This is a genomic window from Candidatus Pantoea multigeneris (genome assembly GCF_011752615.1).
GTDB lineage: Bacteria > Pseudomonadota > Gammaproteobacteria > Enterobacterales > Enterobacteriaceae > Pantoea > Pantoea multigeneris.
The window spans coordinates 49,844-72,435 of sequence record NZ_VWXF01000010.1; the positions used below are offsets into that span (position 1 = coordinate 49,844).

General features: G+C 50.8%; 13 protein-coding genes. 10 read left to right on the forward strand and 3 right to left on the reverse strand.

Features of this window, described 5'->3' with window-relative positions; translation table 11 throughout:
- Nucleotides 1-6: 6 nt before the first annotated feature.
- Nucleotides 7-1,377 carry an aldehyde dehydrogenase family protein gene (locus F3J40_RS19575; protein ID WP_167017310.1) on the reverse strand — a complete coding sequence of 457 codons (1,371 nt, stop codon included), beginning with the start codon at nt 1,375-1,377 and terminating at the stop codon, nt 7-9.
- A gap of 413 nt (nt 1,378-1,790) precedes the next feature.
- Here F3J40_RS19575 and F3J40_RS19580 point away from each other — a divergent pair, with 413 nt between their 5' ends.
- The 3 genes from F3J40_RS19580 to F3J40_RS19590 all read left to right on the forward strand — a co-directional run bounded on the left by F3J40_RS19580 (nt 1,791) and on the right by F3J40_RS19590 (nt 7,037).
- Nucleotides 1,791-2,720 (forward strand): RepB family plasmid replication initiator protein, encoded by a 930-nt coding sequence (locus F3J40_RS19580; RefSeq protein ID WP_026042734.1) that lies wholly within the window; start codon nt 1,791-1,793, stop codon nt 2,718-2,720.
- 2,141 nt (nt 2,721-4,861) lie between these two features.
- Complete coding sequence (locus F3J40_RS19585; RefSeq protein WP_017348714.1) at nt 4,862-6,061, forward strand: AAA family ATPase; 1,200 nt, start codon at nt 4,862-4,864, stop codon at nt 6,059-6,061.
- Nucleotides 6,062-6,068: 7 nt separating this feature from the next.
- On the forward strand, nt 6,069-7,037 hold the full coding sequence (locus F3J40_RS19590; protein ID WP_017348713.1) for a ParB family protein: 969 nt from the start codon (nt 6,069-6,071) through the stop codon (nt 7,035-7,037).
- Between the two features lie 408 nt (nt 7,038-7,445).
- Here the strand turns inward: F3J40_RS19590 and F3J40_RS19595 are convergent, their stop codons facing one another.
- On the reverse strand, nt 7,446-9,374 hold the full coding sequence (locus F3J40_RS19595) for an aliphatic sulfonate ABC transporter substrate-binding protein (protein WP_167017312.1): 1,929 nt from the start codon (nt 9,372-9,374) through the stop codon (nt 7,446-7,448).
- Between the two features lie 269 nt (nt 9,375-9,643).
- On the opposite strand from F3J40_RS19595, the gene ssuD reads away from it, so the two are divergent.
- From ssuD to F3J40_RS19620, 5 genes are all read left to right on the forward strand, one after another.
- Entirely contained in the window at nt 9,644-10,816 is a 1,173-nt protein-coding gene (gene ssuD / locus F3J40_RS19600) for an FMNH2-dependent alkanesulfonate monooxygenase (RefSeq protein WP_167017314.1), read from the forward strand.
- A gap of 35 nt (nt 10,817-10,851) precedes the next feature.
- A complete protein-coding gene (locus F3J40_RS19605) occupies nt 10,852-12,261 on the forward strand; it encodes an FAD/NAD(P)-binding protein (RefSeq protein WP_167017316.1) in 1,410 nt (469 codons plus the stop codon).
- Nucleotides 12,262-12,337: 76 nt separating this feature from the next.
- Nucleotides 12,338-13,750, forward strand: coding sequence for an LLM class flavin-dependent oxidoreductase (locus F3J40_RS19610; protein ID WP_167017318.1), 1,413 nt, complete (start codon nt 12,338-12,340; stop codon nt 13,748-13,750).
- Between the two features lie 223 nt (nt 13,751-13,973).
- Nucleotides 13,974-15,401 carry an MFS transporter gene (locus F3J40_RS19615; protein WP_167017320.1) on the forward strand — a complete coding sequence of 476 codons (1,428 nt, stop codon included), beginning with the start codon at nt 13,974-13,976 and terminating at the stop codon, nt 15,399-15,401.
- Between the two features lie 10 nt (nt 15,402-15,411).
- Nucleotides 15,412-16,626, forward strand: coding sequence for an acyl-CoA dehydrogenase family protein (locus tag F3J40_RS19620; protein ID WP_167017536.1), 1,215 nt, complete (start codon nt 15,412-15,414; stop codon nt 16,624-16,626).
- 38 nt (nt 16,627-16,664) lie between these two features.
- On the opposite strand, the gene F3J40_RS19625 is transcribed toward F3J40_RS19620, so the two are convergent.
- Entirely contained in the window at nt 16,665-17,612 is a 948-nt protein-coding gene (locus F3J40_RS19625) for a sulfonate ABC transporter substrate-binding protein (RefSeq protein WP_167017322.1), read from the reverse strand.
- 319 nt (nt 17,613-17,931) lie between these two features.
- Here F3J40_RS19625 and F3J40_RS19630 point away from each other — a divergent pair, with 319 nt between their 5' ends.
- Both F3J40_RS19630 and F3J40_RS19635 read left to right on the forward strand, forming a co-directional pair.
- Complete coding sequence (locus F3J40_RS19630; RefSeq protein ID WP_167017324.1) at nt 17,932-20,004, forward strand: FUSC family protein; 2,073 nt, start codon at nt 17,932-17,934, stop codon at nt 20,002-20,004.
- A 339-nt stretch (nt 20,005-20,343) separates the two neighbouring features.
- Nucleotides 20,344-22,404: an FUSC family protein gene (locus F3J40_RS19635; protein WP_167017326.1), complete on the forward strand. Its 2,061-nt coding sequence runs from the start codon at nt 20,344-20,346 to the stop codon at nt 22,402-22,404.
- Nucleotides 22,405-22,592 lie beyond the last annotated feature (188 nt).

Below are 22,592 nucleotides of genomic sequence, written 5' to 3' on the forward strand. Positions count from 1 at the left end.
GGCCTGTTAGCGGCGGTTTTTCCATACGGTCTGAATATTACAGAACTCATGAACGCCAAAGTGTGATAATTCACGACCATAACCGCTCTTTTTAACACCACCGATGGTAACGCGTGGATCAGAAGCACCGTTGCCATTGATAAACACCGCACCGGTTTCTAACCGTTGGCTCATGTCGTTAGCGATGGTGTCGTTGGCAGTCCAGACCGTAGCGCTTAATCCAAATTCGCTGTCGTTAGCCAGTTCCAGTGCGTGTTCAGGATCCCGTGCAACCGAAATTGCGGCTACCGGTCCAAACAGCTCCTGAGTGAATGCCGTCATGGTAGACGTCACATCTGCGAGGATCGTCGGTGCATAGTAGTTCCCTGCGCCCTCGATCTTTTCACCACCCAGTACCAGACGTGCCCCTTCTTTGAGGGTCTGTTTTACCTGGTTGTGCAACTCTTCACGAAGATCTTCACGAGCCATTGGACCAATGTAATTGCTCTCATCCAGAGGATCGCCTACTTTCAGTGCCTTAACGGCGGCGGTGAAGCGAGCTTCAAATTCTGCAGCAATCGGTGCTTCGATAATAAAGCGTTTTGCAGCCATACAGACCTGACCAGAGTTTTGATAGCGTCCGATAACAGCGGATTTCACTGCTTCATCGAGATCGGCATCAGCCAGCACAATAAAGGGATCTGCGCCTCCCAGTTCGAGTACGGTCTTTTTCAGTGCTGCACCGGCTTGTGAGGCTATTGCTGCCCCTGCTCTTACACTTCCGGTTACGGCGACGGCTGCGATACGAGGATCTTTGATGGCAACAGAAACACCGTCATTGTCTACGTTGATCAAAGTAAAGCCACCCGCCGGAAGATCGGTTGCGGTAAACAGATCGGCCATCAGTGTGGCACTGCCCATGACGTTTGGCGCATGTTTCAGCACATAGGTATTTCCTGCAAGGATCATACTGACCGCGCCGCGTAGCACCTGCCAGAGCGGGAAATTCCATGGCATAACGGCAAGGATCGGTCCTACAGGACGAAATGTTTGCCATGCATCCGGCACTTGTGTGGGTTGGTCTGCCAGCATGGCTGGGCCGTGTTCAGCATACCAGTCACAGAGGTTGGCACATTTCAGAACTTCTGCACGCGCTTGAGCAACAGGTTTGCCCATTTCTAAAGTAATGCTGCGTGTCAGCTCTGCTTCTCGCTGACGGAGTTGTTCACCCAGTTGACGCAATACTGTCACACGGGTAGACATGGCGCTGTGACGCCATGCTGCAAATGCATTAGCACTGGTTGCCAGAGATTGTTCAAGTTCAGCGGCGTTTTGCATTGGGTAACGCGCAATAATTTCGCCAGTGGCTGGATTACGAGAAATCGCATATTCGGTCATGGTAGCTCTCATCTCATCTATGTCAGGAAGTGCTTCTACCATACGCCGCGCACTTATTGATGAAAAATGAATAATAATAACCAAGTTGCTTTCATTTTGAGAACGGATGCAGTTTGGATGCGTGGATCGTGGATTTCATGGGGTGACAGGCAGTTATCCACTTATACAGAGGTTAGATCCTTAAAGATGATCAATAGAGAGATCATATAGAGATCCAAAGAGATCCCCGATCGTCGCAGGCCGCACCCACCAAGGGCTCAAAGGGTGATCGCGTTCACTATAATCAGTAAAGAGTTCACTGTAATCAGTGTTTTATTCACTATAAACAGTAGTATGTTCACTGTAATCAGTGTTAATGTTCACTGTAGTCAGCAACTGATCCTTTTTATCCACATAAACGAAGATCCTGGGCTATGACAGATAAAGATATGGAAAACAATGCCTTGCTTGAGCCTTTTCTGTCCGTAACGAAAAACAGTGGCGAAGTTATTCAGCTGCAACCCAACAAGAATAATACGGTTCAGCCAGTCGCTTTAATGCGTTTGGGGCTGTTTGTTCCCACGTTAAAGTCCACCGCACGCGGTAAATCCGGGGCCATGGCCTCGACGGATGCGACCAAAGAGCTTAAAAACCTCTCTTTGGTCAAAGCTGAAGGTTATGAAAAGATCACGATCACAGGTGCCCGTCTGGACATGGATAATGACTTTAAAACCTGGGCTGGGATCATTCAGTCATTCTCGCGCTACCCTTCAAAAGGGGACACTGTCACGTTGCCTTTTATTGAATTCGTGAAGATGTGTGGTATCCCTTCAGCGAACTCTTCAGCTGCGCTACGTAAACGGCTGGATGCTTCCCTACGGCGGATTGCGACCAATACCCTCTCTTTTGAAGGGAATGGTAAAGCGTATCACACTCACCTGGTGCAATCGGCTTATTACGATCGTGAAAAGGATCTGGTACAGATTCAAGCCGATCCTAAGTTGTTTGAGCTTTATAATTTTGACCATAAAGTCTTGCTTCAACTGCGAGCGATCTCGCGCTTAAAGCGCAAGGAGTCTGCTCAGGCGCTCTATACCTTCCTGGAAAGCTTACCGACCAACCCAGCGCCTATTTCGCTTGCCAGGCTGCGTATGCGGCTAAATCTTGGTTCTAAAACCACAACCCAGAACCATGTGGTACGCCGTGCGATGGAGCAATTGAAAGAGATTGGCTATCTGGACTACTCAGAAGTCAAACGTGGACGCTCGGTGTTTTTCATCATACACAGCAGAACCCCTAAACTTGATGGCATCGGCAATCTTGAGAGTATTGATGCGCTGGATGACATCGAGTTTGATGACTGAATAACACGTTCACTGTAATCAGTAGTTACCTCCACGAGTGTCACTTTTCCCGCAAAAGTGACATCGTGCCCTCCTGTTCACTGTAATCAGTGCTTCCTGCCACATTCACTGTAATCAGCAAACATTCACTAGAATCAGTAGGCATTCACTGTAATCAGTAAATGGTGATCGTGCCTGCTCTGAATGCTGCTCATCTGTTTTATCCTTATTCTTGTTATTCGTTATTAATCAATAAGATATTATTGTTAGTTAGTGCTAACTAACAATGGTTTTCTTAGTAAGGTATGTGGGTTACTGATTACAGTGAATGTGAGAAATGGCTTCTTTTACTGATTACAGTGAACGTTAGCTTCTGCCGCGACGAACAGCGCCGACAATGAAAGAAGAAAATTTATCTCATTGATTAATATGTTGTTTTTTTTATCTTAAATGCCTGAGGATTTTCTGGATAAAAAAGTGACAGGGTTTGTGACATGACTGATTACAGTGAATGCTTCAGAGTAAACTCCGCACCTGTGGTGCGTAATTATGGCTGTAATCAAGGAATTGAGGCTGATCTTGTCTGCTGATTACAGTGAACGTTTTTAGATCCCGATCACAGGATCATTCACTTTTACTGCCCTTCAGCACAACATCGCTCACTGATTACAGTGAATGTTTTTATGATCTTGATCCCATTTTTCCGATACCGATCATCTCTCCTCTGCCGTGCGCTTTACTGATTACAGTGAATCTTTGAGCGTTAGCGGTGCGATATGCGCAATTTTGATTCTCTTCCAGTCATCATAAGCATGTAATTACTGATTACAGTGAACGCTTCAGCATAACCGCCCGTTGCCCTCTCCTGCTGCTCAGTACTGATTACAGTGAATGTTCGTCGGGATAAGCTGACTGAAGGCAATAGCTAAACGTTACTGTCGTCATAACAAATACTGATTACAGTGAATGTATTCCCCTCCTCTCTGTGACAACGTCATTTATCCAGCCAAAAGCTACTGACTATAGTGAATGTTGATCGAGGATCGATCAGAGAGGATTACTGACTACAGTGAATGTCAGGTTAACTCCCTCCAGCGAGAAGCCAGCCTGCTGCTCATCTCCATGGCTACGTTGTTTGCGGATCTCGCATCCTTTTCTCATCCACGGTTTTTTTGATCAAATGACAGCTACTGATTACAGTGAACGATCGGCTCAAAAACGAGACTTTGCTGATTACAGTGAATGTTAGCCTCAGAGTTCACTGGAGACCGTCTTAACCGTCTTAACCGTCTTAACCGTCTTAACCGTCTTAACCGTCTTAACCGTCTCAACCGTCTCAACCGTCTCAACCGTCTCAACCGTCTCAACCGTCTCAACCGTCTCAACCGTCCGCCACTGATTACAGTGAATGTTTGCAGGTAAGCTGCACTACGCCCTGTTAGCCGACAGCATCTGACTTGCTCGCTGCTGAGGTGAATATCTCTACTCGCATAATAGAGTGATGACTCAAACGCTGTGAGCGCTTCTTAGCGCAACTTAACGGGATTGAAGTGGTATTGATGTCTGTCAGGTGATGAAAACCGCCCTGCCGTCTTCCTGGTGCGGCTATTCACGAAATACATAGCCCTTTATCAGCATGAGTGCGCTTGCGGTAACAGCTCACTGATTACAGTGAACGTTTAACGAAGTCCCCTGCCGGTTAAAGAGATAATCACTGATTACAGTGAATGTCAGAGTGATTCGGTGAGCTATTACCGCGCAGCTTTACTGACTACAGTGAATCTTTGCTTGTTCTACCCCCTTCCCCTGCTGTCATATCGAGACTCAACTCGAAAAACAGTGCTGATTACAGTGAATGTTTGGCTGTGCATCATCAGATCCGCCCACGATTTATGGCGCTTATCACTGATTACAGTGAATTTTTGTGATGGAGAGAGCAAATTTGCATCAATCATGGTGGGAATTGCTGATTACAGTGAATTTCGTAAGCTAATTCGCCAATAGAGCAGCACAGGCTACTGATTGCAGTGAATGTTGGGTCGCTAAATTGAACGGGTTAATAAATCATCGATTAGCAGGCGGTCTGGCTAATAAAGATAAATGGTTGCCTTATATGGAGGATTTATGTATAAAAACGAAAATCCTACATGTGTGGAGCAAGTATGGCGAACGACGAAAAGCAAATTTCCAGAGTGGCGCAGCGTTCAGAAAAAATGTTGCTGAGCCTCACTGAGCAAATCCAGGCGCAGAAAGAAGAGTTACACGAAAACACCTATTATCAAGTTTATGCTAAAGCCGCGCTGGCAAAATTGCCTAAGCTGACGCGTGCTAACGTTGATTACGCTGTTAATGAGATGGAAGAATCTGGTTATCAGTTTGATAAGCGTGCCGCAGGAAGCTCCACCAAGTATGCGATGTCCATTCAAAATATCATCGATATTTACCATCATCGTGGTGTGCCAAAATATCGTGACCGCCATTCAGAAGCCTTCACGCTGTTTGTCGGCAACCTTAAAGGCGGCGTGTCTAAGACCGTTTCTACCGTTTCCCTGGCACATGCGCTACGTGCTCATCCCCATCTGCTATTAGAAGATTTGCGTATTCTGGTTATTGACCTCGATCCACAATCTTCTGCCACTATGTTCCTCAATCATGAGCGTTCAGTGGGGTTGGTGGAAGCGACAGCCGCTCAGGCAATGCTACAAAATGTGACGCGTGAAGAATTGCTGCAAGACTTTATTGTCTCTTCAATTATCCCTGGTGTGGATGTCCTCCCTGCCTCAATCGATGATGCCTTTATCGCTTCACGTTGGGATGAGCTTTGTGCTGAACATTTGCCAGGCCAAAATGTACACAGTGTGTTGCATGATAATGTGGTGGCGAAACTCAAGCAGGATTACGATTTTATCTTTATTGATAGCGGCCCACATCTGGATGCATTTTTGAAAAATGCGATTGCCGCTTCAGATTTACTGATGACGCCAGTACCGCCTGCTCAGGTTGATTTCCACTCTACCTTGAAGTACCTGACACGCCTGCCGGAGTTGGTTGACATCATTGAGTCATCGGGTGCCATTTGCCGGCTGCAGGGAAATATTGGTTTTATGTCGAAACTTTCGAATAAAGCGGATCACAAACTGTGCCACAGTCTGGCTAAAGAGATTTTTGGCGGTGATATGCTCGATGCCACCCTTCCCCGTCTGGACGGTTTTGAACGTTGTGGCGAGTCATTTGATACCGTTATCTCGGCGAATCCATCAACCTATGTGGGCAGCAGTGAAGCATTAAAAAACGCCCGCACCGCCGCTGAAGATTTTGCCAAGGCTGTGTTTGATCGTATCGAATTCATCCGCCTGAACTGAGGTTATTATGAGTAATAAAAGAGTCACGATTGGTAGAACATTCAGTCAGACGCCGATCACCAACGAAGAGTCGGGTGATTACGCCCCAACATTTGTGCTGTCCACGGGCAAAAAAGCCCACTTCCGTCTGGAACGTATTGCAGCTAAAGATATTGAAGAGAAAACCTTTGTTCTGATGGAAACCAATGGCCGCGATCAGGCTGGCCTGACCCCGGATTCACTGCGTGACATTATTCGCACTATCAAGTTACAGCAGTTCTTCCCGGCCATTGGTGTGCGTCAAGGCGATAAAATTGAGGTTCTGGATGGTTCTCGCCGCCGTGCGGCGGCACTGTACTGTAAAACCGGACTGGATATTTTAGTCACAGAAACGGCGATTACGGCTCAAGAAGCTCGTCGCCTGGCTGATGATATTCAGACTGCGCGGGAACATAATCTGCGAGAAGTCGGGCTACGTTTACTGGCATTGAAAAACGGCGGGCTGTCGCAGAAAGACATTGCGGAAGCGCAAGGAATGTCACAGGCAAAAGTGACTCGTGCATTACAGGCGGCAAGCGTACCAGCAGATTTAATCGCTTTGTTCCCCAATCACTCTGAGCTGACACACCCGGATTATAAAGCGCTGTTGTTAGCCAGTGAAAAGCTGCTAGAGATTGGCCAGTCAACGGAAGCGCTGGTTGAAACCATTTCTATGGATGTCGATCAGGTTTGTGCCAGAGAAGGGCTGGCAGAAGATGAGATTAAAAACGGCATTCTGCGACTGATCCGTAATGGCAGTCAGACGCTGATCGATTCGCCTGCAAAAGAAAAAGTCGTCTCCAGCAACCTCTGGACGTTCGCCGATAAAGACAGGTTCGCGCGGAAAAAGACCCGTGGCAGAATGTTCAGCTATGAGTTCAACCGTCAGTCAAAAGAGTTGCAGGATGAGTTAGATCGGGTCATTAATGCAACCCTGGATAAATATCTCAATAAATGATTTTCCCCAGAAATCAGTTCCAGCGCTTTAGCGCTGCTGAATGAGATGATTAAAGCCAGCCACTGAGGCTGGCTTTTTTTATGGTTGAGCATGAAGATGGCTTGTTTGCATCGATACGCATATCCTCTCCGGAGCATTGCTGATGTCACGCAGGAATGTGGGTTGATTTAAAGGGGGCAACCAGGGGATAGCCCATTAAAAGTGGCTGACTGGCTACCATTGACCTGAAATTTCAGGCTGAAATCGCCAAACATTTCGGCCAAAAATGCCCATTTCCCACAAAAGCTCTCCACCTGAATTTCGTGATTAATTTAATGATATATAAGGATTTGTTCTTGGAATTTCAGGCTGAAATCGCCAGCCAATTTCAGCCTCAGCCCAGAAATGTTCGCCACGGATTTCAGGGCGCTATTCTTTCTGCCACATCGCATCTCTGACGCGAATAGGTCGGCTGATCAAGCCGAGTGCATAGAAACGATCGGCAATTCTTTGTTGCTCGGCAACCACTGCGGGAGTCATCGCGCTGGTGCGATGTTGGCGGCGCTTAAGTGCGTGTTGCAGTGATTTTTTACTGAGACCTAACTCACCCGCCAGCATGTCAGCCGCCTCCTGTTCATGATGGAGAATGTACTGGCTTGAATTCTGTAAGGCGCTGACCAACTGCGTCATAATATCATTCTGTTTCACGGCATAGTCTTTACGGGCGAGGTAGAACTGGTGGTTCTTAACCCGACCTTCTCCACTGGCAATAATGCGTAAAGTCCCGTCTAACTCTGCTTCACTCAATAAAGGGTCCCACAGCATCCAGGCATCAATTGCGTGGTAGTCGCTTGAGGTCAATGGATACTTCGGCGGAGTAAACACGATTTTCACATCCTCCGTGTCCATCCCTGCCTCATCAAGCAGTTGCAGTAACAGCCAGTGGACATTGGAGGCTTTATTCACTGAGATGCGTTTACCGCGAAGATCGGCAACAGACAGGATGTCACTGTTAGCCGGTACGGCAATCCCAACACTCTGAGGGGCGGGTGGCTCCCAGGCGATATACACCATATCCGCCCCACTGGCCTGGGCAAAAAGAGGGGGGACTTCACCGGTGGTACCAAAATCAATCTCGTTATTTTGCAGCGCAAACAGCAACTGAGGCCCTGCAGGAAACTCACTCCAGATAACGCTGATATTCTGCTCCTCAAAGGCCGCTTCCAGCGTCTGACGAGCTTTAAGAACGCCCAGAGTACCGAATTTCTGATAGCCAATTCGCAACTCTCGCTCTGCCAGGATTGACGGATGAGGTGAACTGACAGCGTGGTGTCCTTCCATTTTCCGTCTTCCTTTAATCATTCCCTGGTGAGCAAGTTGAGTACGCAGGGTATGCCGACTGATTCCCAGTAGTGATGCGGCCTGCGTTTGATTATTATCACACTCGTCCAGCGCGACACGTATCAGAGAAGAGATCATCCGGTCATAAAGCTGCTGCGGTGCTTGCTCAAGCTGATGGCGTACGAACGCGTCGATAGCAGTTTCTGTAGGCGTGCCAAAAGTGGGGGAACTGACGGTATGGGGCAAAACCGCTAAGCGTAACTGCTCTGCGTGAATCACGTCTTCACGGCTCAACAGGACGGCATTATGCAGCGTGTTCTCCAGTTCACGAATGTTGCCTGGCCAGCTGTACTCCAGCAGCGCATTAAGTGCATCAGCCGCCAGTCTGCGGGCAGGGCGACCCAGTCGTTTAGCGTAAACGGCGAGAAAGTGATGGGCGAGCACAGGGATATCCTGCTGGCGTTGTCTAAGCGGAGGGAGTGGGACGATGGCAATATTAAGACGATAAAACAGGTCTTCCCGAAAACGCTTCTCACGAATGGCCTGAGCCAAATCAACGTGTGTGGCCGCAATGACTCTCACATCAACCTTTACGGCTTTGCGTGACCCCACACGTGTAATCTCCCTCTCCTGCAAGACGCGCAGGAGTTTAACCTGCATAGGCAGGCTAAGCTCACCAATCTCATCCAGCAGCAATGTGCCTCCCTCTGCCGCTTCAAACCAGCCGGGATGCGCTTGAATGGCACCGGTAAAGGCTCCCTTTTCATGCCCAAAGAGTTCAGCCTCAGCCAGGCTCTCAGAGAGCGCACCACAGTTAACGGCCAGGAAAGGGCCATGACGGCGAGGGCTGTGATGGTGGAGATAACGAGCGACAACCTCTTTTCCGGTACCCGTCTCTCCAACAATCAGAACCGTGGCATCTGTCGGTGCCAGGCGATCTAACAAGCTCTGAAAGGCGAGGGACGCGGGATCGATTAAACGCGGGGAGTCCGTCAAATCTGAGTTAAACAGCGGCATAACCAGTTCCTTATCTTTTTCACTATGCTGCCTTGCCCTGCTCAACCGATACAGAAGCAAAATCGAATAAGGCGTTGCAAATGCGACAGCGCCTGCCATTCAGCTGTTGTATTTGCAGCACGCAATCCTGATGAGAAATTGCGTAACTCACTGTTTATCATCCACAAAGCCACTTGTGAAAACTGGCACGTATTTCGCTAAGGGCTATATAACTAAAAAATTAGCCAGATTCAGCATCATTTTTAATAAAGTTATATAGGAATGTGATAATGACTGACGCAGCCAATGAAAAAATCAACGTTTTCTGGTTTCTTCCTACTCACGGCGATGGCCGCTACCTTGGCACAACCGCAGGAGGACGTGCGGTGGACCTGCCCTATTTACAACAGGTGGCACTGGCTGCTGATAATCTTGGTTTCTATGGCGTGCTTATTCCCACCGGCAAGAGCTGTGAGGATTCCTGGCTGGTAGCATCGGCGCTGGCACCCATTACCCGGCGCTTAAAATTCCTCGTGGCTGTGCGTCCAGGATTACAACCGCCTACGCTGGCAGCCCGGATGGCGACGACGCTGGATCGCCTGTCTGAAGGTCGCTTATTGATTAACGTGGTGACGGGCGGTGATCCGGTTGAGAACAAAGGTGATGGTATCTTTCTCAGCCACAGTGAGCGCTATACCGTTACGCGAGAGTTCCTTGATGTCTACACACGCCTGCTGCGCGGTGAGAAAGTTGACTATAAAGGCGAGCATATTCATGTTGAAGGGGCGGAAGTGCTATTTCCCCCGGTACAGGAAAATGGCCCACCGCTGTTTTTTGGCGGTTCTTCTGAAGAGGCTATCGATGTTGCAGCCGGTCAAATTGACACGTATCTGACCTGGGGTGAGCCACCGGCGCAGGTGGCAGAAAAGTTGGCAGTGGTGCGTGAAAGGGCTGCGCAGTTAGGCCGTAAAGTTGAATATGGCATTCGCCTGCATGTGATCGTGCGTGAAACAGAAGAAGAGGCGTGGGCCGCCGCAGACCGACTCATTGCCCATCTGGATGATGACACCATCGCGCAGGCGCAGAAAATCTTTGCACGCATGGACTCTACCGGACAAGCACGGATGAGCGCCTTGCATAATGGGTCACGCGACAAACTGGTGATTTCGCCAAATCTCTGGGCTGGCGTAGGGCTGGTAAGAGGCGGCGCGGGGACGGCATTAGTGGGGAGCGCAGAACAGGTCGCTGAGCGCATTCGTGAGTATCAGGCTTTGGGGATCACTCACTTTATTTTCTCCGGTTATCCGCATCTGGAGGAGGCTCATCGCGTCGCGGAATTATTATTGCCCTTACTGCCACTCGCGCACGGACATACCTCCTCGGCGCGCACCATCAATACCGGCCCCTTTGGTGAGACCATTGGTGGAGATAAAAGGCCGACAAAACAGGCCAGTGCCAGCTAAGATGCTTACTTACTTTGTGTGAAACAGGAGCGATCATGATCCGTCCTCATGTGGTGATTATTGGTGGAGGTTTTTCTGGTACCGCGGTTGCGATCCATCTTGCACGCCTGAGCACCGAGCCGCTACACATCACCGTCGTTGAGCCACGTGCAACCCTGGGTGGCGGCGTAGCCTACTCTACCTTTGAGGCAGCGCACCGTATTAATGTTCCCGCTGCGCGTATGCAACTCAGCGGCGATGAGAAAGGGGATTTCGACCGCTGGTATCGCCAGCAGCAAGCGTTTAAGCAAGACCCGGATGCACTGATGCCCGATGGGGCGGTCTATCCACAGCGTAGTCAGTTTGGACATTATCTGGCAGAAAAATTTGCACAGGCAGCGCAGCTGCGTGCGGATGTCCAGTTGCACCATCATCGCAGTGAGGCGGTTAGCTGGAAGGAGGGCGAGGTAGTGACGGCTGATGGATCGCATCTCAAAGCGGACATCACGGTTCTGGCCGTCAGTCATCCGCCGCCGGCGTTGCCGCGCCAGTTACTTTCTCTGGCGGACCATCCCGCCCTTATCGCCAACCCCTGGGCTCCGGGTGCGCTGGATCAGATCCCCACCGATGCCAGCGTTGCGATTATTGGCACCGGATTAAGCATGGCAGACGTGGTGGCCTCTTTGTCACTGCGCGGACATCACGGTCCGCTGCTGGCTTTCTCACGCCGTGGGCAGCTCTCGCGTGACAACCTGAGCGGTGAGTGGCCCGAATGGACACTACCGTCGCTGCCCGCCAACGCCACTGCCCGTCAGTGGCTCAGGCACATACGTAACGAGGTCCAGCGTGCGCACGCTCAGCAACTGCCGTGGCAGCGCGTGCTGGATGAGGTACGCGCGCAGGGGCAGACTATCTGGCAGGGTTTTTCCCTGACTGAACAGCGTCGCTTCCAGCGTCATTTGCGCAGCTGGTGGAATGTGTACCGTTACCGTATCGCACCGCAGCTCTCTCAGGTGATAGGGCAACGGCAGCAGCAAGGAACGTTAACCGTGTTGGCGGCGCGAGCTCGAGAGATTGAGGCCAGTGGCGAACAACTGACTCTGAGGCTAAAAACACGTAAAGGCGACAGTCAGTCACATCAACTTGATTATCTTATTGTGACAACGGGTCCGGCGCATGCCGACCTCACTGACAGCCAACCGTTGCTCAGTCAGCTGCGCCAGCAAGGGCTGATAAAACCTGATCCACTGCACCTGGGGATCGCGGTCGATGAGCACTCCCATGTTCTCAACGCCGAAGACGGTGCTGAAGCGCGCATTCTTATTAGTGGGCCTGCCGCTCGTGGCCGATTCGGTGAACTCATGGGACTCCCCCAGGTGGCTGATCATGCTTTGGCTGTCGCGCAAGAAACCCTGAGTACACTCCAGACTCTCGCTCACAGGCGATGTCCCGTGACAACGTCCTGATCCATCCCGTTTCCTGAACCGCTGAATATTATCTGGCTACGTTCGCGTAGCCACGGCTTTGCTATGGAGAAAATTTATGTCATCGCAACGTGAAATCCGCCTTAATGCTTTTGATATGAACTGTGTAGGACATCAGTCGCCGGGATTGTGGGCGCATCCTCGTGACCGTTCCTGGCAGTATAAAGACCTGGAATACTGGGTGGATCTGGCTCGTATTCTGGAACGCGGTAAATTTGACGGTTTATTTATTGCCGATGTCCTCGGCGTTTATGATGTACTGAATGGAAATGGTGATGCGGCGCTTCGTCAGGCTACGCAGGTTCCTGTGAACGATCCGCTGGCGTTGATAACGCCGATGGCGCTGGTCACCGAACATCTCGGATTCGGACTCACGGCTTCTCTTTCGTTTGAACACCCTTATCCTTTTGCCCGGCGTCTCTCCACGCTCGATCATCTCACCAAAGGCCGCGTTGGCTGGAATATCGTGACCTCATACCTGGAAAGCGGTGCGCGCAATATCGGCCACAAAAACCAGACCGATCATGATAGCCGTTATGACTATGCTGATGAGTACCTGCAAGTGGTCTATAAACTGTTGGAAGGCAGTTGGGAGCAGGGGGCCGTAATCCGCGATCGTGAACGACGCATCTTCACGGACCCGACGAAAGTCCATCCGATCAATCATCAGGGAACATTCTTCAACGTTCCTGGTATCCACTTATCTGAACCCTCTCCTCAGCGTACCCCGGTGTTGTATCAGGCCGGGGCATCCAGCCGGGGCAAGCAGTTCGCCGCGGAACATGCCGAGTGCGTATTTGTGGCTTCCCCTTCCAAAGTCTTGCTCAAGAAAACCGTGGCGGATATACGCAGACGGGCAGCAGAAGCAGGGCGCGATCCGCGCAGTATTCTGATCTTTAACCTGCAAACGGTGATCGTGGCGGAAACCGATAAAGCGGCGCAGGAGAAGTGGCAGGAATACAAAAGCTGGGTCAGCTACGAAGGGGCGCTGGCGCTGGTCTCTGGCTGGACGGGCATCGACTTCGGGCAGTATCAGCCTGACCAGGTGCTCAAATATCTTCATACCAACGCCATTCAGTCAGCGGTAGAGACGTTTTCCACTGCCGATCCCAATCGCCAGTGGACGGTGGGCGCCCTGGCAGATTGGGTAGGAATTGGTGGATTTGGCCCATTACTGGTGGGAAGTGCAGAAACCGTGGCGGATGAGCTACAGAGTTGGGTTGAAGAGACAGATGTCGATGGCTTCAACCTGGCATATGCGTTGACCCACGAGTCCTTCAGCGATGTGGTGGAACTGTTGATACCGGAACTGCAAAAGCGCGGTGTCTACAAACAGGATTATGCCCCAGGGACGCTGCGAGAGAAGCTGTTCTCAGCGGGACCGCAGTTACAGCACCCTCACCCAGGCGCAGGTTATCGCCGCAGTACTACGACATCACAACCTGCATTGTCTCCTCAGGAGACAAGATAACGGTTTGCGAAGAGGCCATGCGCTGAGGATCGGCGTTGCGTTGCCGCCAGACAGTGGGAATATCATCACCCGGATAAGCGGTCTTATCTGGGTATTTTTGTTGGCAGAAAAATTAATTATATATCTGATTTTAAACAATAATATATGATCATAAGTTGTTTTGCCTCGACCCATAATCGCCGTATAACACGCCTTACCTGCTACTAAAATAAAGGTAAGGATCATGAGTTCTGTTTCCGTGGAAAGTACTTTGCCCGTCTCTGAGCCGGTTCGCTCGGTCAGTGATGTGGCGCGTTTAATTAACACCAGAAGTAATAAAAATACCTATGCCCGAATGATTGTGTTTCTGGCGTTGGGGGGCGTATTTCTCGATGCCTATGATCTCACAACGCTCTCATATGGCATTGATGACGTCGTAAAAGAGTTTCAACTCTCGCCGTTTCTCACCGGCTTAGTGACCTCATCGATTATGGTGGGCACCATTGTCGGGAATCTGGTCGGCGGGTGGTTAACCGATAAATACGGGCGCTACTCGGTCTTCATGGCCGATATGCTGTTCTTTGTGATCTCCGCGATCGCCGCCGGTTTAGCCCCGAATGTCTGGGTACTCATCGGGGCACGCTTCCTGATGGGCGTAGGTGTAGGGATTGACCTGCCGGTGGCGATGTCTTACCTGGCTGAATTCTCAAAGTTTGCTGGCAAAGCCAATAAAGCCTCTCGCCTCGCGGCATGGTGCCCGATGTGGTATGCGGCGTCTTCTGTCTGCTTCTTCCTGATTTTTGGCCTCTACTTCCTGCTGCCTAAAGAGCACCTCGACTGGCTCTGGCGCGCTTCACTGCTATTTGGTGCGGTACCGGCTTTATTGATTATCGCCGTGCGTAGCAAATTTATGAATGAGTCTCCATTGTGGGCGGCCAATCAGGGCGATCTCAAAGCGGCGGTGCGCATCCTGCGTGATTCGTATGGCATTCATGCTCACGAGGTGGAGGAAGAGAAAACAACGCAGCCAGCCCCGCCCAAAGTCAGCTTCACGGTGTTATTCCAGAAACCCTGGCGGGAACGCACCATCGTGGCGGGCGTGATGAATATCTGCATCTCCTTTGAATACACTGCGATTGCCTTCTTCCTGCCGTCTATCCTCGCCCAGTTCCTCGGTGCTGGCGTGTTTGAAACCATCTCTGCCTCCCTTGGCCTTAACGCCCTGTTTGCGTTTACCGGTGGGCTGCTGGGCATGCGCCTGGCGTGGAAATATCCTTCGCGTCATGTGGCCATTGCCGGGTTCGCGATTCAGTTTATTGCGCTTATCTCGCTGGCGTTAATTGGTCATCCCCAGGCACTGATAGGCGTAGTGTTTGCGATTTTGATGTTAGGGGTGTGGCTGTTTGCTGAAGGCTTCGGTCCTGGCGCACAACTCATGATCTACCCCGCACTCTCTTATCCGACGTCAATACGTGCAACCGGTGTGGGGTTCAGCCGTGCGCTTTCCGGCATTGGTAGTGCATTGGCGCTGTTTATTTTGCCGATTTTGCAGGCCTCTTTGGGCACCAACATGTTCTGGGTGGTTTCTCTGAGCGCCATCATCCCTATTTTCTTCCTGCTGGCGGTGCGTCATGAACCCACGCGTCAGGACATTGATGACACAACCGATTAAGGATATTGCCATGACCCATCTTGCAACCGGCACAGACTATCAGAAGCTGGCTAACCATTTTCGCCCTGTTTTTCATCGTATTGCGGCTGGCACCGTGGAACGAGAGCGCACTCGCACCTTGCCGGTAGAACAAATACAGTGGTTAAAGGAAGCGACGTTTGGCGCGGTGCGCATCCCTGTTGAAAAAGGTGGATGGGGGGCTTCGTTGCCGCAGCTCTTCCAGTTATTAACGGAGCTGGCCGAAGCCGACTCAAACATACCGCAGGCGCTGCGCGCGCATTTTGCCTTCGTGGAGGATCGGTTAAATCAGCCGGACAGCCCGGCACAAGACCGTTGGTTCCGCCGTTTTCTCGATGGCGAAATCGTTGGCAGCGGCTGGACGGAAATCGGCAATGTTAAGCTGGGCGATGTCATCACGCAGGTCACCGCTAAAGGAGAGGGGTGGGAGCTAAACGGCGAGAAGTTTTACAGCACCGGTACGCTGTTTGCCGACTGGATTGATGTTTTTGCCCGGCGCGCCGACAACCAGCGCGACGTGATTGCTATCGTCAACACACATCAGTCTGGCGTCAGCCGGGAAGATGACTGGGATGGATTTGGTCAGCGGCTGACCGGCAGTGGCACCACACGTTTTGTTGCAGCGGATGTAGAGCAAGATCACGTCTATGATTTCTCCGAGCGCTTCCGCTACCAGACTGCGTTTTATCAGCACGTGTTACTGGCAACACTTGCAGGTATCGCCCGAGCCGTGGTGCGTGATGCCGCAGCAGGCGTTAAAGCCCGTCAACGTATTTACAGCCACAGCAACGGTAATGCCTCGCGTGATGATGTGCAGGTGCTACAGGTGATTGGTGAGATCAGCAGCCTGGCGTTTGCCGTTGAAGCGAGCGTGCAGCGGGCGACACATTCACTGCAATCAGCGTATGAGGCACACATTCTCAGTGATGAGAGCGTGATCCGTGATTATAACACTGTCGCGGAAGCGGAAGCCGGGCAGGCTCAGGTGATCGCGAGCGATCTGGTGCCACGCGCGGCAACGCTGTTATTTAACGCCCTGGGCGCATCAGATACACGATTGAGTAAGGCACTGGATCGGCACTGGCGTAACGCCCGGACGATTGCTTCACATAATCCGGTGATCTACAAAGCGCGTGACATTGGTAACTGGTTGGTTAATGACGTCGTGCCTACCAGTATCTGGGCGATCGGTCGGGGAGAAGGGTAGGGGAGTGAGGAAGCCGGTTCGCCGGCTTCCTTGAGGTTCTATTTTTTATCCTGAGACCAGGTGGCTTTGCTCACATCCACTTTTACCGGCAGTAGGCCAACGCGGGAAAAGTCATCGGCGAGCTTTTGCTGTTCAGCAAATACCTGTGGCGTCATGCGTGAGGCTCCGTAAGGCATTCTTGCCAGCGAAGTTTGCCAGATGCTTTGATCTAACCCAGTGGATTTCGCCAGGATGGCCGCTGCATCATTCTTGTTAGCATTCGCCCATGAACTGAGTTTATCCAGCTCATCAATCACCTCTTTTGCTGCTTCAGGGTAGCCTTCAGCAAACTTCCGGCTGGCGAGGAAGAAGGTGTAATGCGGCACTAATCCTTCTGCATTTGCCACTTCACGTGCGTCCGTATGCGCTTCGACTTCTGCCAGATACGGGTCCCAAATTACCCACGCATCCACAGAGCCACGTTGAAATGCCGCGCGGGCATCTGCAGGGGCGAGATACACCGGCGTAATGTCCTTATAGCTCAGACCGGCTTTTTCCAGCGCAGCCACCAGCAAATAGTTAACGTCTGATCCTTTATTCAGAGCAACGCGCTTACCTTTTAAATCGGCGACGGATTTAATCGCAGAGGCTTTAGGGACGACAATCGCTTCGGTTTTAGGATTGGCCGGAGAGTGACCAAGATAAATCAGATCGGCTTGTGCCGCCTGAGCAAATACCGGGGGCGCATCCCCGGTGGCAGCCAGGTCAATACTGCCGACATTCAGCCCTTCCAGCATTTGTGGGCCAGCCGGAAACTCAACCCATTTAACATTAATCCCCTCCTGCTTGAAGCGCGCATCTAACGTGCCACGGTATTTGAGCAGTGCGAAGATATTGGCTTTCTGATAGCCAACGTTCACCGTCTCGGGTTGAGCGGCATGACTGGTGCCAGCCATCAGGCTGATGCTCAGCGCCAGCGCGCTGAAAAAATAACCTTTTGCTTTCATTTTTGCTTTTCCTGGGAAGTTTTAACCTCACCATAGCAAAGCGGTTTTATAACTTTAAATCACTCAATCTCATTTACTTATAACCAAAGTGGGATTGCTATGGCACTTTAGCTCTATAATTCACTGTAATCAGTAATTTTGTCGTGTGATAAATGAGCACCATGGACGGGGTTCATCATTAACTTATTGATATACAGAGGATATCTACCCTACTGATTAAATACTTAGCAAGGTAATAATTTGTATTGAAAATAAAAATGAAAAACCACATATCTTCTGCCAGGATACGAAAAAAGATCCTCAAATGGTTAGTTGCCTTATGAAATGGTTTTCCAAAAATGCCTTGTTGTTCTCAGCTAAAACCTGTCTGGCTGCTTTTCTGGCGTTTTACACTGCACTTGAGCTTAATCTGGACAAACCCGCGTGGTCACTGACCACGGTTTACGTGGCTTCTCAGCTCTATTCCGCCTCTACCGTATCAAAATCGGTGTTTCGCTTTCTCGGCACGGTGTTAGGTGGCTTGTTTGTCTTGCTGGTGTATCCGGCCACGGTACAACATCCGGTGATGTTCAGCCTCTCGATTTCCCTGTGGGTGGCGTTATGCCTGTTTCTGTCGTTACGCGACCGTACGCCAAAAGGCTATGTCTTTATGCTGGCGGGTTACAGTGCGGCGATCATGGGGTTCCCGGACGTGACTCAGCCCGGCGCTATCACCTATACGGTGATTTCGCGTATTGAAGAGATCACTGTTGCTATTGTTTGTAGCAGCCTGGTACACAGTTTAATTTTGCCCGTATCGATGCGTGGGATGTTGGAGCAAAGCGTCAATGTCTGGTATCAAAACGCCCGCAAGTTGTGCAGTGAGTTAGTCACCATCATTCCCCGTGACAAGTCGCTGGAGCGAGAGGACATCCTGCTACAGATGGCCAATTTCCCGCTCAATGTTGAAACACTGATTACCCATCTGGTTTATGAAGGGGATGCCGCAAGGAAAATGGTGCGGCTGGTCAGCGTACAGTATCAACACTTGTCTTACCTGTTACCGACACTCACCGCGATTGAAGCGCGACTGAACTTACTGGCTCAGCAAGAAATCCGCTTTCCTGAGTCTGTTGCACAGGCCTTTGCGGCGTTTATTCAATGGCTGGAAGACAGTGACAATCTGTGCGATACGCAACAAATCCAGCAGCAATTAACGGCCACTCAACAACGTTTACAACAGGACTGGGAAGGGCAAACGCTGAGTGCTGAAGAGAGCATTTTGCTGATCGGTCTGCTGGAACGTTTGATGCACTTTGTCCGTATTACTTCGGCATATCATAACGTCAGCGAGCGGGTCAGTGAGGTCACCGTGCGGGCGGAGCCGGGTAAAGCGGCGGCGCGTGCCACCAAGCACATGGATATTGGTTTGATGGTTCTCTCCTCCTTCACGGCGTTTCTCGCCACCTTTATTACCTGCCTGTTCTGGATCGGCAGTGGATGGCGAGATGGTTCTACCGCACCCATGATGGCAGCCGTACTCTGTTCATTCTTCGCCGCCATGGACAGCCCCATTGCACCGATGAAGCTGTTCCTGAAGGGCGTTGTGGTGGCAATCGTCATCAGTATTTTGTATGCCACACTTCTGATCCCGCAGGCGATCACCTTTGAGTCATTGATTATTATTTTGGCACCGGGGTTAATCGCCATGGGATTGGTCATCGCCAATCCGGCCACTAACCTGATTGGGCTGATTATCGCGACACAGATCCCCGGTTTTATCGGCCTTGGACACGATTTTAAGCCCGATTTGGTGTTGATCATCAATGCCGCCGTTTCAACGCTGGTAGGCATTGCGGTCGCGCAGATTTTGACCGTGGTGATCCGCAGTCGCCGACCCGCCTGGACCGCGAAGCGTGCCGTACGTAAAGGGATCCGTGACCTGATCCAGTTTGTTTCCACCATCGAACGCGGTGTGGCAACGCTGCTCACGCGGCAGCAATTTGTGGCGCGAACGCTGGATCGCATCAATATTATCCTGCCGCGCCAACGTAGTGATGCCGATGCAGAACTGACTGCCGGGGGGAATCTCATCACGGAAGCCTGGTTAGGGGCGAACTGCTTTGATTTCTATATCCGCCATCGTGAACTTCTGGAAGCTCATCACCTGCCAACAGAAGCCCTGTTTCACGAGTTAAACATGTTTCTCAAACGCCGACTGAAGTCGCTCTATGCGACACCTCAGGACGCCTTGTTACAGGAGCTGAACCAGCTGTTGCTGGCGTTGGAACAGACCGCGCATGCCGATAACCGCGTTTTTCAACCGCTGTTTCATCTGTTCAATATTCGGCTGTCGCTGTTCCCGACTGCGCGCTGGCCTGAACGCGATAGTACAATAGCGCTAACGTCTTAACAGGCTAAACTGGCAGAGAGGTGCTCTGCCAGTTCTTTCCAGATAACGATCTCCCCCCTATCCAGATAATAGATTCAAATCATAAAGCGCGTTTCTTCCATATCTTTTTCTTTTAACTGAATGGATTTTTAATAAGATGATTTAAGAAATAGTTAGAAGTCTCATATTTAGATATCCCCGGAGGTTATGTTAATTTAACCATCTGATAACATTAATAAATTCCATAAAAATTAGTAACTTATAAAATTAATAATTTGCATTAAAAATATAAGTGCTAAATTCCTTAGCATCTGTCAGGATACGTCAAAATTATCCCTTCTGACGTTGTGGTTCTCCTCAATGAAGTTGTTTTCAAAAAGTGCGCTGCTTTTTTCAGGTAAAACCTGTCTGGCGGCGTTTCTGGCGTTGTATGTCGCTCTTGAATTAAATCTGGATAAACCGGCCTGGGCGCTGACCTCGGTGTATGTCGTGTCACAGCGCTTCTCTGCCTCAACGGTTTCAAAGTCGGTGTTTCGCTTTCTCGGCACGGTGCTGGGAGGGCTATTTGTTTTGCTGATCTATCCCAACACGGTGGAGTACCCGCTGTTATTCAGCCTGATTGTCTCGCTCTGGGTCGCGGGGTGTCTTTATCTGTCGCTGATGGATCGCACACCAAAAAGTTATGTCTTCATGCTGGCGGGTTACAGTGCGGCAATCATGGGATTTCCCCCCGTCGCAGAACCCACCGCGATTACCTATACCGTCATTTCACGCATCGAAGAGATTACCCTTGGGATTGTTTGCAGTAGCCTGATCCACAGCTTGCTCTGGCCGGTATCGATGCTGGGGATGCTGGAACAGAACATGAAAACCTGGTATCAGCACGCCAGCCAACTCTGTATTGAGTTGATCACCCACAAGCCAAAGCATAAATCGCTGGAGCAGCAAGATATCCTGATCCAGATGGCGAACTATCCACTGAGCGTGGAAGGGCTCATTACGCACCTGGTGTACGAAGGGGATGCGGCAAGGAAAATGGTGCGTCTGGTGAGCGTGCAGTATCAGCATCTTTCCTATCTGCTTCCCACGCTTACGGCGATTGAAGCCCGTTTGCAATCACTGGCTGAGCTAGAAGTGAAATTCCCGCAGTATGTTGCAGAAGCGTTCAGCGCTTTTCTGTCGTGGCTGCAACACGCGGAAAATTTTACCCGTAGCGGTGATATTCAGGCGCAACTAATGGATGCTCAGGCGCAGTTACAACTGGCCTGGACTGAAGAGACCATGCCAGCAGAGAGTGTGATTTTATTAAGCGGTTTGCTGGAGCGGCTGGACCACTTTGTCCGTATCTCATCGGCGTATCAAAACGTCAGCGATCGCATCAGTGAGGAAACCTTACACGCCCGGCCCAGCCAGGCAGCACGCAACACCCGGCATATTGACAGTGGGCTGCTGCTGCTGTCCGCGTCTACCGCTTTCCTGGCAACCTTCATCAGTTGTCTGTTCTGGATCGCCAGCGGTTGGTCCTATGGTTCCAGTGCGCCAATGATGTCCGCGATTGTCTGCTCCTTCTTTGCGACTATCGATAGCCCAGTGAAGCCCATGAAAAAGTTCCTGCATGGGGCGCTGGTGGCGATGGCACTGAGCCTGTTCTATGTGGTGGTTCTCATTCCACAGGCGCTGACCTTTGAAACGCTGATCATTTGTCTTGCCCCAGGGCTGTTCCTGCTAGGGTTAATTATCGCGAATGCCACGACCAGCCTGGTGGGGTTGATTGTGGCGACCCAACTGCCGAGCTTCATCGCGCTAGGGCATCATTTTCATTCGGATATTTTATCCATTAGCAATGTGGCGCTCTCCTCGCTGTTTGGCATTATTGTGGCGGTGGTGATGACCGCCCTGATCCGTAATCGCCGCCCGTCATGGATTGCCAAAAGGGCAGTGCGGCGAGGTCTGCGCGATCTTATCCGCTTTGTTTCTGCGATTGATCGTGGTGTGGCAACCTTGCTCCTGCGCCAGCAGTTTGTGGCGCGGATGTTAGACCGGGTGAACTTCATTTTGCCGCGTAAACGCAATGACCCTGATGCCGAACTGGATGCGGGAGGCAACCTGATCGTCGAAGCCTGGCTGGGGGCGAACTGTTTTGATTTCTATGGCCGCTACCGCGAGCTGCTGAATGAAAACCATGTTGGCATTGAGGCGATGTTCCACGAGCTAAAACTCTACCTTGCTGCGCGCCTGGAAAAACTGCAGACGCAACCCCATGATGCGTTGCTGTTCGAGCTGAATCTGTTACTGATTAGCCTTGAAACGCGGGCGCGTAAAGACCCGCGTCTGTTCCATCCGCTCTGCCATCTCTTCAATGTGCGTTTAACGTTGTTCCCGGCTGCCCGTTGGCCGGAAATTGAGATCCTGCTCTCCTAGGCGGTTTCCTGCGTTGAAAGTGTCTGACAAGGCTGCCTGCTGGCAGCCTTTTTTATCACCGTGACAAACTGATTCACTGTAGAGAGTAAATGTGCAGAATATTTCGCCAGTTCGCAGCGGAATATGATGAAAGTCTACATTCCGGTGACAAATTGCATTCTCATTAACCCCTGCTGCGAGTAAGCTCA

Coding starts and splice junctions, on each gene's coding strand:
- F3J40_RS19575 (WP_167017310.1), bottom strand. CDS start 1,377: ATGACCGAATATGCGATTTCTCGTAATCCAGCCACTGGCGAAATTATT.
- F3J40_RS19580 (WP_026042734.1), top strand. CDS start 1,791: ATGACAGATAAAGATATGGAAAACAATGCCTTGCTTGAGCCTTTTCTG.
- F3J40_RS19585 (WP_017348714.1), top strand. CDS start 4,862: ATGGCGAACGACGAAAAGCAAATTTCCAGAGTGGCGCAGCGTTCAGAA.
- F3J40_RS19590 (WP_017348713.1), top strand. CDS start 6,069: ATGAGTAATAAAAGAGTCACGATTGGTAGAACATTCAGTCAGACGCCG.
- F3J40_RS19595 (WP_167017312.1), bottom strand. CDS start 9,374: ATGCCGCTGTTTAACTCAGATTTGACGGACTCCCCGCGTTTAATCGAT.
- ssuD (WP_167017314.1), top strand. CDS start 9,644: ATGACTGACGCAGCCAATGAAAAAATCAACGTTTTCTGGTTTCTTCCT.
- F3J40_RS19605 (WP_167017316.1), top strand. CDS start 10,852: ATGATCCGTCCTCATGTGGTGATTATTGGTGGAGGTTTTTCTGGTACC.
- F3J40_RS19610 (WP_167017318.1), top strand. CDS start 12,338: ATGTCATCGCAACGTGAAATCCGCCTTAATGCTTTTGATATGAACTGT.
- F3J40_RS19615 (WP_167017320.1), top strand. CDS start 13,974: ATGAGTTCTGTTTCCGTGGAAAGTACTTTGCCCGTCTCTGAGCCGGTT.
- F3J40_RS19620 (WP_167017536.1), top strand. CDS start 15,412: ATGACCCATCTTGCAACCGGCACAGACTATCAGAAGCTGGCTAACCAT.
- F3J40_RS19625 (WP_167017322.1), bottom strand. CDS start 17,612: ATGAAAGCAAAAGGTTATTTTTTCAGCGCGCTGGCGCTGAGCATCAGC.
- F3J40_RS19630 (WP_167017324.1), top strand. CDS start 17,932: ATGAAATGGTTTTCCAAAAATGCCTTGTTGTTCTCAGCTAAAACCTGT.
- F3J40_RS19635 (WP_167017326.1), top strand. CDS start 20,344: ATGAAGTTGTTTTCAAAAAGTGCGCTGCTTTTTTCAGGTAAAACCTGT.